At 30.9% G+C, this 15,060-nt stretch carries 13 protein-coding genes; 9 read left to right on the plus strand and 4 right to left on the minus strand.

Going from position 1 to position 15,060, the window contains the following annotated elements:
- Positions 1-43 precede the first annotated feature (43 nt).
- The 3 genes from AC5SLP_RS01160 to AC5SLP_RS01170 form a co-directional block, all read right to left on the minus strand.
- Positions 44-286 carry a hypothetical protein gene (locus AC5SLP_RS01160; protein ID WP_495253303.1) on the minus strand — a complete coding sequence of 81 codons (243 nt, stop codon included), beginning with the start codon at positions 284-286 and terminating at the stop codon, positions 44-46.
- Between the two features lie 158 nt (positions 287-444).
- Positions 445-1,662: a DNA cytosine methyltransferase gene (locus tag AC5SLP_RS01165; protein WP_495253304.1), complete on the minus strand. Its 1,218-nt coding sequence runs from the start codon at positions 1,660-1,662 to the stop codon at positions 445-447.
- A gap of 61 nt (positions 1,663-1,723) precedes the next feature.
- Positions 1,724-1,969, minus strand: coding sequence for a hypothetical protein (locus AC5SLP_RS01170; protein ID WP_495253305.1), 246 nt, complete (start codon positions 1,967-1,969; stop codon positions 1,724-1,726).
- 237 nt (positions 1,970-2,206) lie between these two features.
- Between AC5SLP_RS01170 and AC5SLP_RS01175 the strand changes: the two genes are divergently transcribed.
- The 9 genes from AC5SLP_RS01175 (at position 2,207) to AC5SLP_RS01215 (ending at position 13,472) form a co-directional block, all read left to right on the plus strand.
- Positions 2,207-3,220 (plus strand): hypothetical protein, encoded by a 1,014-nt coding sequence (locus AC5SLP_RS01175; RefSeq protein ID WP_495253306.1) that lies wholly within the window; start codon positions 2,207-2,209, stop codon positions 3,218-3,220.
- A gap of 11 nt (positions 3,221-3,231) precedes the next feature.
- Positions 3,232-3,498 carry a hypothetical protein gene (locus AC5SLP_RS01180; protein WP_495253307.1) on the plus strand — a complete coding sequence of 89 codons (267 nt, stop codon included), beginning with the start codon at positions 3,232-3,234 and terminating at the stop codon, positions 3,496-3,498.
- A gap of 86 nt (positions 3,499-3,584) precedes the next feature.
- A complete protein-coding gene (locus AC5SLP_RS01185) occupies positions 3,585-4,631 on the plus strand; it encodes a DNA cytosine methyltransferase (RefSeq protein WP_495253308.1) in 1,047 nt (348 codons plus the stop codon).
- Positions 4,597-6,009 carry an ATP-binding protein gene (locus AC5SLP_RS01190; RefSeq protein WP_495253309.1) on the plus strand — a complete coding sequence of 471 codons (1,413 nt, stop codon included), beginning with the start codon at positions 4,597-4,599 and terminating at the stop codon, positions 6,007-6,009. The genes AC5SLP_RS01185 and AC5SLP_RS01190 overlap by 35 nt, the downstream gene beginning before the upstream one ends.
- On the plus strand, positions 6,006-8,639 hold the full coding sequence (locus AC5SLP_RS01195) for a Z1 domain-containing protein (protein WP_495253310.1): 2,634 nt from the start codon (positions 6,006-6,008) through the stop codon (positions 8,637-8,639). The genes AC5SLP_RS01190 and AC5SLP_RS01195 overlap by 4 nt, the downstream gene beginning before the upstream one ends.
- Entirely contained in the window at positions 8,632-9,582 is a 951-nt protein-coding gene (locus AC5SLP_RS01200) for a PD-(D/E)XK motif protein (protein WP_495253311.1), read from the plus strand. The genes AC5SLP_RS01195 and AC5SLP_RS01200 overlap by 8 nt, the downstream gene beginning before the upstream one ends.
- A gap of 4 nt (positions 9,583-9,586) precedes the next feature.
- The gene (locus tag AC5SLP_RS01205) at positions 9,587-11,626 is read left to right on the plus strand and encodes an AIPR family protein (protein WP_495253312.1); all 2,040 of its coding nucleotides are present in this window, start codon (positions 9,587-9,589) and stop codon (positions 11,624-11,626) included.
- Positions 11,627-11,802: 176 nt separating this feature from the next.
- Positions 11,803-12,513 carry a type IV toxin-antitoxin system AbiEi family antitoxin domain-containing protein gene (locus tag AC5SLP_RS01210; protein WP_495253313.1) on the plus strand — a complete coding sequence of 237 codons (711 nt, stop codon included), beginning with the start codon at positions 11,803-11,805 and terminating at the stop codon, positions 12,511-12,513.
- Positions 12,513-13,472, plus strand: a complete 960-nt coding sequence (locus tag AC5SLP_RS01215) for a nucleotidyl transferase AbiEii/AbiGii toxin family protein (RefSeq protein WP_495253314.1) — start codon at positions 12,513-12,515, stop codon at positions 13,470-13,472. Before AC5SLP_RS01210 ends, AC5SLP_RS01215 begins: the two co-directional genes overlap by 1 nt.
- 10 nt (positions 13,473-13,482) lie before the next feature.
- On the opposite strand, the gene AC5SLP_RS01220 is transcribed toward AC5SLP_RS01215, so the two are convergent.
- Positions 13,483-14,850, minus strand: coding sequence for a tyrosine-type recombinase/integrase (locus AC5SLP_RS01220; RefSeq protein ID WP_495253315.1), 1,368 nt, complete (start codon positions 14,848-14,850; stop codon positions 13,483-13,485).
- Positions 14,851-15,060 lie beyond the last annotated feature (210 nt).

The raw sequence follows: 15,060 nt of genomic DNA on the forward strand, positions 1-15,060 counted from the left end.
TTACAAGATTAATTTTTTAAAGGGTACAAGCCTTTAAAAAATTTCAATTTTTGTGTTGATAAAAATCATCTAAATATTGAACCATATATTTTGCATAACTTAAAATGATCACATGCCCCATAGAACTTACAATTGCTATCTCATTTAAATCTTCATGGTTCTTTTTAGCTTTTTCGATACCATCTAAAACATTTTTTTTAAATATTAAATATGTTTCTTTTTTAAAATCTACATACTCATCACCACCAATATACACACTTGCAATTTTTTCTCGATTTGTTTTCATTTTTAAACTCCTTGTTGTTTTGTCTTCTGGTTTTGGTTAAACAATTAATCTCACTTGCTGTTTGCCAAATATTTTCATCCAAGAATTACGTCATTGTTTCTCCTTTTTTATGTATATAGACACTTCTTTAAATGCTCCAAGAGCACTTAAAGAGACACCTATGCGGCTTGGATTAAGGTCTCTTCTTGTGTTTTTGGCAATAAGTTAGGCACAAGGTTTTTCAATAAAGACTTCATCACTTGCACCGCCATACTATTTCCAAGCTGCTGTTTGATATGAGTGTTTGCAACAGGAAAAATGTATTCGTCACCGAAACCTTGAATACGTGAGAGTTCTTTTTCTGAAAGGCGACGATAGACATTATTCTTTGTATCAAAGAAGCGAGTTTTTGAGCCACCTTTGGTGAGGCATGGGCTAATTCCTTGGGTTGAGCAAATGCGCTTGTCACTTGCGTAGTTTAGATGTGAGTATTCCGCTACGATTTTGATGTCTGTTTGTGGGTTTGGTACTTTTTTGACAAGGTTTTTGGTGCTTAATAAAAGGGTCGAATAATCTTCACCTTCTTTCATCACATCATTTACACATGGAATATAAGGCAATGGCTTGGGAAATTCAAAAGTTTGGTTGATATTTTTGCGAATACCTACAATAAATAAACGCTCTCTATTTTGGGGAGAACCATAATGTTTGGCATTTAAGACCTTATATTGAATGTTGTAATTGAGTTCATCAAATGCTTCTTTGATGACTTTAAACGTATTTCCTCCATCGTGACTCAACATCCCTTTCACATTTTCATAAACGAAGTATTTAGGTTGCTTTGCTTTGATAACCTGTAATCCATTATAGACTAAGGTGCCACGAGTGTCTTCTAACCCGCCACGTTTTCCTTGCATTGAAAAACTTTGACAAGGGCTACCAAAGAAAAAGATATCGATGTCATTCATTGCTTCGTAGTTAATTTTTGTGATGTCCTCAAATGTTTGTTTTGGGGTGAAGTTGGCAAGGTAAGATTTTCGAGCGTTTTTATCAATCTCCACCATAAACTCATTGGTATGCTCAATTCCCAACTGTTTTAGTGCCCATTCAGGAGCACCAATACCAGAAAATGTCGTTCCTACACGAAGGGTAGGTGTGGTTGGTTTAGGATTGGTATATATGACGTTATTTGATGCAAATGTAGAGAAGTAAAGACAATATTTCACGCGTTGCTTTGTATCCATGGTTTTCAAATCAAATTGATCTTTATGAATGATTGTTGCACGAATATGAATCACTCTATGACCTAAATTTCTCTCATGCTCGATTCTGATATGGGCTCTTTTTCTACTACCTTGACCTCTATTTGTTCCTCTATTCATTGTTCCGTTTCTCATTGTATTCTCCCTATGTTTTTTAGATTTTTATGTCAAGACTCTTAGAGCACTCACGTAAAATCTATGCGACTTTAACGGTGTTGCTTAAAAACTGAGCCACGCAGGCAACTGGAAATACCACTCTGGCATTACTTTGATGCCCAAGTTTTATGTATTCTGGAATGCCATAACCTTTAACAATGCAGTTGTTAATTGCGCTCAATGACACACTAAGTTCTTTGGCTAACTCCTTTTTTGTAAGGGCTGATTTGTCGTAGCGCTTTGCAAGGTCTTGTAAGATAACTTCGTTGATGTAGTTTGGTTTCATATAGACTCCTTATTTTGTTTTGATAGTGACAGTATATAGGTCGAATTTCTGGCTAAAAAAAAGAGAGAAATTGAGAAAAATGGCTATATTTAGGTGGTCTTTATAAAAAGTTTGAAAGGGCTAAAATTTGGGAATAAGTTTAAATGAAAGTTGAAAACCCATTAATTGTGGGAGTTTTGAACAAAAGTTTTTATATAGTATAATGCACTCGATTACACTACAATTTGAGGAAAAAAGATGTTTGTTGATATACCGCATAAGATTGTGTTCTATTCTTTAATTAATGGTGTTGGTAGTTCAACTATAGCGTATCAATTAGCAAGGCTATTAAGGTTACATTTTTATCAAGAACAAAAAGATGATTTGGTCTATTATTTAAAAAAAATCTTAAACCCATCTCGATATACCGTCAGGTATTTTGATGAGTATGAATTTGAAAGTGACAAAAAAGTAGAAAGCAATGAAACAGCCATCTTTGACATAAAAAGAATTTACAAGCCTTTGTTAAATCAAGCAAGTGCCATTATGGTATTAACCAACAATAGCCATATTGATATTTTGAAAACCATCGCCGCACTCCAAAAAATTAATGACGCACTTGAAGATAAGACTATCCCTGTATTTGTTGTTTTTAATCGCTTACAAATGGGAACTGCTGATAGAGAGAAAAAATACACCGATGTGTCTAAAAAACTTATTTTACAAACGATTGAAGATCTAAACATTACATTTCTATATATCCGCACAAGCCTTGTTTATTATCGCAATGTGAATCAAGGACATTTTTTTATGGACAGCTTTTTTAAAAGAGAAAATGAGTTTTTTGAAAGATACAAGTATGATTTACAAGATATTGAGCATCCTGTTTATCTCAAAATGTTTTATGAGAATTTGTATAAAAATAAAGCGTATGATTTTGAGCCTATTTTTCAAAACGAAGAAATCTTTGAAGAGCTAAAAGAGAAAATTAAATTGTATGATAACGAGCAGACTCAAAAGCGCTCCTACAAGAGAAAAAATCAAAATGATAAACCCATCAATCAAAAATATAAGAAGAAAATCTATGCGACACAAGAAGACAAAATCAATGATTGGATTGTGCAAAAAAATTTACACCAAGAAAATATTAGGTTCTCAAAGTCAGCCATTCATGACATGTACCTACTGTTAAGTGCCTTGGGAGTATATCAAGAAGCAAAAGAAAAATCCTTAAAGCGCAACAAAAACAAAGCTATCACTTCAAAACCATAGGAAAACGAACAATGGAAAAAGCAAAAACGAAAAAAGAAGAACCTACATTATCACTCCAAGATACAGAATTTATTCGCAAAAATCGAAGCAATGATAGATATAAGGGCTTAAATCCAGCCAATCATAATACCGAGACGAAACGTTATGCCAAGCTCTCTTTATCGCTTACTAAGGCGGAAAAAGAGAAGATAGAGCTATTTAGAGATCAACACTATCCCAGAATGTCTATCTCTGCTATGTTTTTAAGAATTTTAGATGAAAAGGGATGTTTTGAGTAAAAATTTTTTATTACAAATTTTTTTATTGCTATGGAGCAACAAAGCTACTATAATAATAAAAAATATTTTTAATAAAGTTATATAGTATGAACACTTATTCAGTAGGAAGTTTATTTGCGGGCGTTGGAGGTGTATGCCAAGCTTTTAAAAACGCTTCTTTTAATATTTTATGGTCAAACGAATTTGATAATAAAGCATGTATTACATATAAACTTAATCACAATGATACTCTTTTATTTGAGCATGATGTGCAAAGTTTAAATACGAAGACACTATCTCCAATTGATGTTTTAACAGCAGGATTTCCTTGTCAACCATTTTCTCAAGCTGGTCATGGAAAAGGCTTTGATGATGAACGAGGAAAACTTTTTTTTGAGGTTATACGGTTTTTAGATGATCTGAAGCCACAAGCATACTTTTTAGAAAATGTCAAAACTTTGGCAACTCACAATAATGGAAAAACATTTGCCATTATTAGAGATAAATTGAAAGAAGTTGGATACTCATTTATACCATTTATTTTGAATGCAGCAGAACATACTGATATCCCACAAGGTAGAGAAAGAATTTATATTGTTGGATTCAGAGATGAGCCTGATTACAGTTTTAAAAAGCCTGTTAAAGAAAACATACAACTTGATCTTTCACTCTATGCTCCATTCTCATCTTCATTTGTTATCCCTAAGAAGGAAATGCGACCGAGAAAAGAAGTTCACGAATTTTTAGATAAAACAACCATCTTAGAATCAGACTTTTATAATGACTTATCTAATCCTATTCATCAGAAAGTTCAAGAAGCAGTAAATAATTCAAAAATAGTTTATCAATATAGACGCTATTATGTTCGCGCAAATAAATCAGCTGTATGCCCAACTTTAACTGCAAATATGGGTGGAGGAGGACATAATATTCCGATTATTTTAGATGATGGTATGCCTCGCCGACTTACTCCAAAAGAATGTTTTAACTTACAAGGGTTTCCAAAGACTTTTTTACTTCCTTCTAATATTTCACGTGCAAGTTTGTATAAACAAGCTGGCAATTCTGTTGTCGTCCCTATGGTAGAAAAGATTGCACAAGAAATTGGTAAAGTTTTAAATGAAAACAACTATTGTTCGTCCAAATTTAAATAATTTTATAAAATCACTTCGGGATGTAGGATATACATTCGAAATAGCCGTTGCAGACGTATTAGATAATAGTATATCTGCAGGAGCAACTCAAATTGATATACACGCAATCGCTCAACCTGAGTTATTATTTTGTATGTTAGACAATGGTTGCGGTATGACAGAATTAGAACTTGTGGAAGCTATGAGATTAGCAACTAAAGATCCTGATTTAAAAAGAGACAAGCATGATTTAGGTAGATTTGGCTTGGGTTTAAAAACCGCTTCTTTTTCTCAATGTATGAAATTAACATTAATTTCCAAAAAAAACAATGAGATCAACATAAAACAATGGGATTTAGAATATATATCATTGCAAAATGAATGGAAGTTGTTAACACCAGAGTATTCAGAATATAAACATTATCCTCTTGTTCAAAATTTAGAAAATAATCAATCTGGGACACTTGTTATATGGGAGAAATTCGATCGGTATGAAAAGGAGAGCTTTGCACAAAGAATTGATAAGCTTAGAAAACACTTATCATTGGTATTTCATAGATATTTAGAAGGTATACCTGGATCTAAAAAATTAAAAATTTTTGTCAACCAGAGTTTATTGATTCCTTTTGACCCTTTTAATAAAATGAATCAATTTACAAGGGAAATTAGTACAGAGAAAATAAAATTATTTGGCTCATCTATTGAAATTACACCGTATATTTTACCTCACCATAAAAATGTTTCGCAACAAGAATGGGAAGAATTTGGCACAGAAGATGGATATATTAAGTCTCAAGGTTTTTATTTTTATAGGGGCAATCGACTCTTAATATATGGTACTTGGTGGGGGTTGCATAAGGCAACAGATGCACATAAACTTGTTAGAATTAAAATTGATATCTCTAATGATCAAGATATATTTTGGGGAATTGACATTAAAAAATCTACTGCAAATCCTGTACCTGAAATAAAGCAAGATTTAAAAAGAATAATTCATGAAGTTGTGAAAGAAGGTATTAAACCTTTTATAAAAAGAGCATCAAGTATAAAAGATAAAACTATTACACGATTTTGGAACATTATTCCAGACAATAACCAAATTTATTTTGGAATTAATAAAGAACATCCAATTTATCAAACAATAATCAATCAGATATCCCCTGAGACCCAATTTTTATTTAATTCTTATCTTAAAAGTTTAGAAGCTTTCTTACCATTACCTGCGATTCAATCTTATCAGCAACAGCAACCACATCAATTAAAACAAGATGAACTTATGTCAGAAGACGAAATTAAAGACTTGGCATATAAACTTAAAGAGATAGGATTAAGTCAAGAATACATTGAAAAATTATTGAAAACTGAACTTTTTAAAGATAGAAAGGAATTACTACAGTGAATGATTATCAAAGAATTAAAACCTATCTTTTCGGAAAATTACAAGAAATACAAGGTGAAAAAGGTCTTTTAGATAAAGATGATTTAGATGATGAATTTAACAATGTAAAAATCTTAATATCATCTCCAAAAGTTATTCTCAGTGCTATTTTTAATGTTGATGTTATTGACTTATCAGATAATGATTTAAGTCGTATGCGGAATGAATTAGAAACACTATTTGACGTACGAATGGATCAAGGTATCCTTATTCAAGGAGATGAACAACAAAAACGTGATACTTCTTGGTGGACAGGGCAAAAACAGCAAGAATCTGAAAATTTTTATTGGAACAGATATAAAAAATATTTAAAAAAATCTTTGCCTGAAGAAGTTATCAAAACAATAGATATAGACTCTGATATGGTTATGGATAATCTTGAAAATCCAGAAAATAATACATTTAGTATTTATGGTATGGTCGTTGGACATGTTCAGTCTGGAAAAACAGCAAATTATTCATCATTAATATGTAAAGCGGCAGATGCAGGATATAAATTTATTGTTGTTATAGCTGGAGGAATTAATAATTTACGCAATCAAACACAAGAAAGAATAAATGAAGCTTTTATTGGTGCAGACAAAGGTCAACAAATAGGTGCTGGTATAGGCAATGCCCCACTTGAAAAACTACCTATTAGTTTAACAACTGTTGAAAATGATTTTAATATAAATGATGCAAGAAGAAATTCACAAGGAACAAATTTTGAGACCAATACGACACCCATACTTTTAGTAATTAAAAAAAATACTACAACACTTAAAAATGTAATTTCTTGGCTCGAAAATCAATATAAAAATAAGATTTCTAATCATGCTATGTTATTGATTGATGATGAATCTGATTATGCTTCTATTAATACCAACGAAGATAATGATCCAACAAAAATTAATGAAAAGCTAAGGAAATTGCTGAATTTATTTCACAAGAGCTGTTATGTAGCATATACAGCTACACCATTCGCAAATATTTTTATTAACCATGAAGTAAATCATGACAAATATGGTGAAGATCTATTCCCTCGTGATTTTATCTATACGTTGGATGCGCCAACAAATTATTTTGGGGCAAAAAAAATTTTTATAGAATCAGAAAAAAGGTATTTGATTTCGATACCAGAAAATGACTATAAAAATATTTTACCATTAGGGCATAAAAAAGATTTTGTACCTCAAGTTCTTCCAGAGAGCATTTTTGAAGCTATTAGGTTATTTTTATTAAATATTGCTATTCGATGGAAAAGAGGTCAAGAACAAAAACACAATAGTATGTTAATTCATGCAACACGTTTTACAGATGTACATAGAAAATTATCCCTTTTAGTGGAAAATTATTTGTCTTTAGTAAAAACAGATATAACATCTTATTCTTTATTGAAGGATGCAGAAGAACAAAGTATTTATATTCAAGAGCTAAAAGAGTCTTTTGAAAAAAACTATCAAGATATAAATTTCTCTTGGTACGAAATTAAAGAACAATTACATTATTCAGTCAAGACAGTGATTGTAAGAGAAGTACATCAAAAAAGAACAATTGAATTAGAATATCGCAAAGATAGACCAACAAATGCGATTGTGATTGGTGGTACAAGTGTTGCAAGAGGTTATACATTAGAAGGGTTAAGTATTAGTTATTTTTTACGTAACACAGTCTTTTATGATACTTTAATGCAGATGGGACGTTGGTTTGGCTATAGAGATGGATACGAAGATTTATGTAAAATTTATATGACAGAAGAAATGATGGATAATTTTACCCAAATTATAGAAGCAACTGAAGATTTAATTCAAAATCTAAGATTAATGGCAGCATCAAAAAGAACTCCACTTGATTTTGGATTAGCCGTTAGACAGCATCCAGATAGTCTTCTTCAAATTACTGCTAAAAATAAGCTGAAAAATACAAAAAAATTCATGCATTCAATGAACCTTAATGGGCATCTCAAAGAAACGGTTCGATTTTCTAAAGATATAAAGATACATGAATTCAATTTTAATTTGATAGAACACTTAATCAAACAACTCCCCCACATTGACTCTGATAAATATATTTGGAAAGACCAAGATAAATCTTTAGTATCCGCTTTTATTAAAAATTTCAAAACATATGATACTCAAGGTATACAAGGATTAATGCCAATACGGCATATTCAAAAATATGCAGAAACAATAGATACAAAATGGGATATTGTGCTATATACAGGGACGTCTTTAGAATGTAGAATTGATAATTTAAAAATTGCTACTGAATTGCGGACAAGCTATACAGAATATAATGATTATTACGAAATAGGTCAACGAAAAATTTCATCTGGCTCGCCTGAATTAATTTTACTTGATAATATTGATCTTGAAGAAATGAGAAAAAAAACTTTTACAAAGCCGAAAGAAAAAACACAATTTATAAGAGAGCGGCTCAAAAACCCTATACTAATGCTTCATATTTTAAATACAGAATTTGTTGAATTTTTACCTGCATTTGGAGTATGTTTTCCAAATAATGGATTAGATTGTACACAGACAGTTGAATATACGATGAATACCGTTCTTATTAAAATTAGGGAATTAGAGGAGATGGATTTTGATGATTAAAGCAAATTATCCATGGGATGAAATGCCTTTAAATTCTCAAAGGCGAGTAAGTGGAACAGATATCCATGGCTTGTTTTGGTTAAAAGATATTAATTCACGTTGCGGCTTCTATGTAAATCTTACTTGTATAAATTATCATGTTAATAAAGATATTATTAATAACTTAAAGGGTATTTCGATTACAAGGCGTTGTACTAAAGAACAAAGTGAGCTCATTTTGTTTTTAGAACATCCTGATGAGTATTTGGATGTCTTTTTTACTTTGTGCAAAGATCTAATTGATGTTGTTTCAAAAGAATCAAACAAAAATTATTTAATTGAAATAATTGAACAACGAATCACAAAATGGCATCAGTTTTTGAAATTAAAAAGTCGTCATGAATTTGGTATAGAAGTTCAAATGGGACTTTTTGGTGAATTGCAATGTATGCTTGATTTTGTAATTCCCCAAGAAGGGATTAAAAATGCTATTTTTTCTTGGGTTGGACCGGATTTTGATAAACAAGACTTTTTGCTTTCAAAGAAAATGTTAGAAGTTAAAACTTATAAAACAAGCAAAGCACCTATCGTTACAATATCTTCTGCTTACCAGCTTTATAGTGAAGAAAAGCCATTATTTTTAATAGCATATGGTATATCGCCATCAGAGAATGGAAAAACTATTGTTGAACTTATTAATGATATTAAACAATATTTTAAAGAGATAGATTATGAAATTTACAACTTGTTTGAAACAAAATTATTAGAATATGGATATTTTTCGAGTGAAACCCAAGAATTATATTCTTTTTTGATTGATTCAATACATGCTTATGCTATCAAAAGTGAATTTCCTAAAATTACGCCTATTCAATTACATAATGACATCTTGCAAGTTAAATACAAAATAGATTTACTTAAATGCAAACCATTTGAAATCAAATTAAGTAGTTTGAAGGATTAAAATCATGGTTACTTTGGAAGAATTTCATCAAGATTTTTTACAATCAATTTTTTCTGATGCTGAAAGTAGAGGTTTACTCAAAGCTCAAGCATTTTTTGAAAATGTTTGTGAAGAATTAGTTGCCATTGGAGATTTGTCAACAAACTATACTGTTGCAGATTATAATAAAAAAGGGTTAGAAGTTTATGGATATGATTATGATGAAGAGCGTCAAATTTTTTCACTGTTAGTGCATCATTTTAATCAAGAAGATACAATTCAAACATTAACTATGAGTCAAATAGAATCTAAATTCAAAAAATTAAAATCTTTTTTTATTCAAAGCTTAGATGGATTGTATCATCAAATGGATCCTGCATATGAACATCATTCCATGTCTTATAATATATATGATTACTATTTAAAAAATAAGATTAAGAAGCTAAAACTTATCATCATTACAGATGGAAAAGCTACAAGAAACTTATTAGAGTTACCAACGGAAGAAAATCAGGGAATTAAAACAGAATTTTTAGTAATCGATATAGAATACTTATATAAAATTTTTCTTTCAACTCATACGGGTGGAGGCTTTGAAGTAGAAGTGGATTTGCCATGCCTGCCAATAGAAACTAATTCAGATGAATATTCTTCGTATTTAACATACTTAAATGGCAATCTTTTAGTAGATATATATGAAAAATTCGGACAAAAGTTATTTGAACAGAATGTAAGAACGTTTTTACAATTCAAAGGGAGTGTTAATAAGGGACTCTGGAAAACAATTAACAATAGACCTCAAATGTTTTTTGCATATAACAATGGAATTACCGCAACGGCATCTGAAGTTGAAGTAAATGAACAAGGGCATATTACTAAAATTAAAGATTTCCAAATTGTAAATGGTGGTCAAACAACATCTTCCATTTATGCAGCAAATAAAAATAGTAAATTAGATGTATCATATGTCAATGTGCAAATGAAGTTATCTGTAGTTAAAAATAAAGAGCAACAAAATATTTTTGTTCAAGATGTTTCTCGATATGCGAATACTCAAAATAAGATCAATAACTCTGACTTCGATTCTAATGAGCTATTACATAAAGACTTTAAGGAATATTCGCGAAGAGTATGGGCACCTGCGACCAAAGGCTCACAAAGACGCACTCATTGGTTTTATGAGCGTGTAAGAGGTGAATATCTCAATGAACAAGCTTATTTAACTCCATCAGGTAAAAAGCAATTTGAATTAGAAAATCCAAGAAAGCAGGTTATTGATAAAACATATTTGTCTAAAAGTGAAAATGTTTGGGATCAAAAACCTGATATTGTTTCAAAAGGTGCACAATATAGTTTTGCAGAATATTCTGAAGAAGTTGTTAAAAAATTAGAAGACAATAAACTTGCTATTACAGAAAAATATTTTAAAGACTCAATCTCACGAATCATAATGTTTAAAGAAACAGAAAAAATAGTTTCTGAAGCTCTTTGGTATAATGGAGGATATAGAGCTCAAGCTGTTGCCTATACGTTATCTTATTTATCATATTTTTTAAAAAGGAAAAACCAATATTTAAATTTCAATATCATTTGGGAGGAACAGCATCTGCCAAAAATTTTGTCTAACGTAATTCAAATTATTGCAGAGGCAGTTTATGAAAATATAACGAACCCTCCTGAAGGTAATGCAAATATTGGTCAATGGTGTAAGAAAAAATTGTGTTGGGATAGTGTAAAAAACTTGAATTTAAGTCTTGATATTAGCGAAGAACTATTAATTGATACAGAAGATGAGAAATATGATAAACGGGAAGATAAAAAAGAGAAAAAAATAATTTCAGATATAGAGATACAGTCATTCATAGTGAAAACACCAAAAACATTTTGGGGAAACCTTAGTGAATACTACAGTCGTGATGAAATTAAATCAAGTGTTTCTTTAATGCAATTAGATATTTTAAACAAATATTCATTGGGTTTTATCCCTTTACCATCAGTCAAACAATCAAAAATCTTATATGAACTATATGAAAATGCAAAAAAAGATGGCTTATCTATTGTATAGATAAGAGTAGTGCTAAATGTATTCTAATGCGATATCTGAAAAAGCCAGATTGATTCAATTGAATATCTTTCAGAACTATTTAGAGAATTATATATAAATTAAAACTTAATTTAATAAGTTTTTTTGCTAATAAACTTTTCAAATATGCTATAATGCTTCTCAAAAAAGGAGGTATTATGTCAATAGCAAAAATCACACGTAATTTTGTAGATTCTATTAAAACTGGCAAAATTTTTATGTACGATGACATCCCAAGCGATAATAAAATGGGTATTGCAATTGAACTAAGCCGACTGTATAAAAAAGGTATTATCAAAAAAGTTTCTAAGGGGAAATACTATAAAGCAAAAGTAACTCCTTTTGGAGAGATAGCTCCGAATAGTGAAGAAAAAATAAAAAGTTTTTTTAATGCATCCAATGATTATATCGCAGGTCTTTCAAGCTTGAATCAATTAGGACTTACAACACAAGTGCCTAATGTTATTACCATTGCATCTAATCAATCACCACGCAAAATTTCTTTACAAAATACCATTATTAAGGTTATCCCTAAAAGAGCGAATGGTTCTAAAGAGGACGTCGAATTATTGCAACTTTTAGATGCGCTCAATAGCATTAAAAAAATACCCGATGTTTCTATCAATGAAGCGTTTCAAATAATTAAAGGCATGATAGAGCAATTAAGCCTAAATGAGCAACAATGTTTGGCGAAGTTGGTTCTTGCCTATCCACCACGCACCAAAGCATTGGTTGGAGCTATTCTTAAAAATAGAGGACTTTGGGAAGAGGCTTACAAACTAAAAGCTACTTTGAATCCAATTAGTGTATATAAACTTGGTATCAGTGAAGAGTTGCTACCTAATAAAAGTGAATGGAGAATCGTTTAATGACGTTACATCTAAATCAAGAGCTTTTTAAAGATACCATTGAAGCATGTGCGCAAAATTTGAGAATGAATGCACTGTATATCGAAAAAGATTACTGGGTAAGTTATATTTTAAAGGCTATTTCCAAAAGTTCATGTCGAGATGTGGCTATTTTTAAAGGTGGCACATCTCTTTCAAAAGCTTATAAACTCATAGAACGATTTTCAGAAGATATTGATTTGGCTATTATTACCAATGAACTAAATTCCAATCAAATTAAAACACTGATACGAAAAATTGAAAAAACTATCTTAGATGCGAATTTTGAAGAAATTGAGATAGCTCATATCACGTCAAAAGGAAGCGAGTTTAGAAAAACAGCGCATCGGTATCCCAAGTTACAACATGGTGATTTTGGACATGCTAATGAAAATATCATTCTTGAAATCAATTCATTTGCCAAACCACATCCATATAATTTCATGGAAATTTCTTCTTATTTAGGCGAGTTTTTGCAACAGAAAGCACCTTCAATGGTAAGTGAATTTGCGATGGAACCTTTTTGCATTCATGTGCTTGATTTTAGGCGAACATTGTGTGAAAAACTGAGTGCAATTGCCAGAGCTTCTTATGAAAGTGATGCACAATTCTTGGAGTTAAAAACTAAAATTAGGCATTTATACGACATTTATTTCTTGATGCAGCATCCTGATATTCAAAACTTTGTGGCAAGTGAAGCATTCCCTAAAATGATAGCACGAGTAAGAGAAGACGATCAGAGACAATTTGATACTTCTGTGTGGGCACAAATAAACTTATCCGAAACACCAATATTCCAAGACACAACAATAATTTCAGAAAAACTAAGCCATCACTATATGACACAATTTAGAGATTTAGTTTATTCTGAAACCTTGCCATCGTTAAAAGATATTGAAACAACGATACAAAAGATAGCTACAATAATTGCACAGAATTAACTTCAAAAATTTAAAAGTTATGCAATTGAGCAAAAATTTTATTATGTTTTTCTGGATTTTTGCTTGGTATAAGGTGAGCATATCTTTCAGTCATGTGAATAGTTTTATGTCCTAATCTTTGTTGAATTTCTAAAAGAGAAAATTCACCACTTGTTGCTAACCAACTTGCATATGTATGTCTTAGGCTATGAACAGTAATTCGATATTTTTGTTGTTTGTCTTTTTCTAATCTTTGCTCTTGTGTTAAGCTGGTTCTATCTTTTGAAGTGATAGTTGGTTTATTATTTTCAAAAAGCTTATCGACAACATCTTGCCATTGTCGTGGCATCTGAATCATTCTCTTCCCATTTGTTGAAGGAAAAACCAAAAAATTATTGTTTTTGGGTTGGGATTTTAAAACTTCTATAACTAATTCATCCATTTCAATGTGACGAGAGTTACCATTTTTAGTAGCCTCAAAATGGATTAAATTAGTATTGAAATCGATATCTTTCCATGTGAGGGAGGCTACTTCAATAAAACGAGCGCCAGTCGTAAGCAACATAACGGTTAAATCATAAATTAGTTTTGAGTGATTTTCTTTGAGCTCACTGAGAAGTTCTTTGGATTGATCGACTGTTAAAAAGGCTAATTTCGCATTATTGGGTTGTTTCATACTTACCCTACCTTTTGAAATAGGGTTAGTATAGTTTTTTACTAAATCATTGTTGATGGAATAGTTTATAATTTGCCTCGCAACACCTAAGATATATTTAACAGTACTTTCTGAATACTGTTTTAATTTTTGAGTTTTGATCTTGTTAAAATCGTATTGGGTTAATGAGGTAAGTTCTCTTCCATGAAGTTCTTCGAGGTGATTATCAAAAAGCTCCTTATCTTTCTTCCAGCTTTTTTTATTGTCTTGTGTGTGCTCCATATATTTTTCAAATGCAGCATAAAATGTAAAAATTTCTTTTCGGCCTAAAATGGTTTTTGGAACAATTTCTTTATTGCAAAGCTTGTTGGTAATGTTACCAAGTTTTTTTCGTGCATCCTCAATACCCTTACCTTCTGATTCTTTACCAACACAAAGTTCGCAAGATTTATTTTCATGGTCTCTGAATGTGATGTAATACGCTTTGTCATCACCCCCATTAGGATGCTTGCAATATCTCCAAAAAATATTTTGAGAACGTGTTCGGTTACGTTTTGTGTATTTTGTTTTTTCGGTGTATTGTTCAAAAGCTTCTTTTGGAGAGAGCCCATCAGATTTTTTGCCAATTTCTTTTTCGACATACTTGTTTCGTTGTTCGACTAAAATGTAATAGACTTCATCACCATTAGGGAGTGGTTTATAATAAACTTTTTTAAACTTTGTCGTCAGACGCTCTGTAATCATAGGATGCCTTATTAAGATATTTTAAACATGAGTGATATTATATCAACTTCCAACCAACTTCCAACGAGAATGATGTAAAAGGTTAGAAAACTTTGTAAAGTATCTTATCTAAAAACCCCTTTTTAAGCTCCTAAAATAGGCTATTTTGTGGCAATTTAAGAAAACTTTGTAAAACTTTATAAATGCTAAAAAAATGACTGTTAATCACTT

It is taken from the genome of Sulfurospirillum sp. E15m, assembly GCF_059415145.1.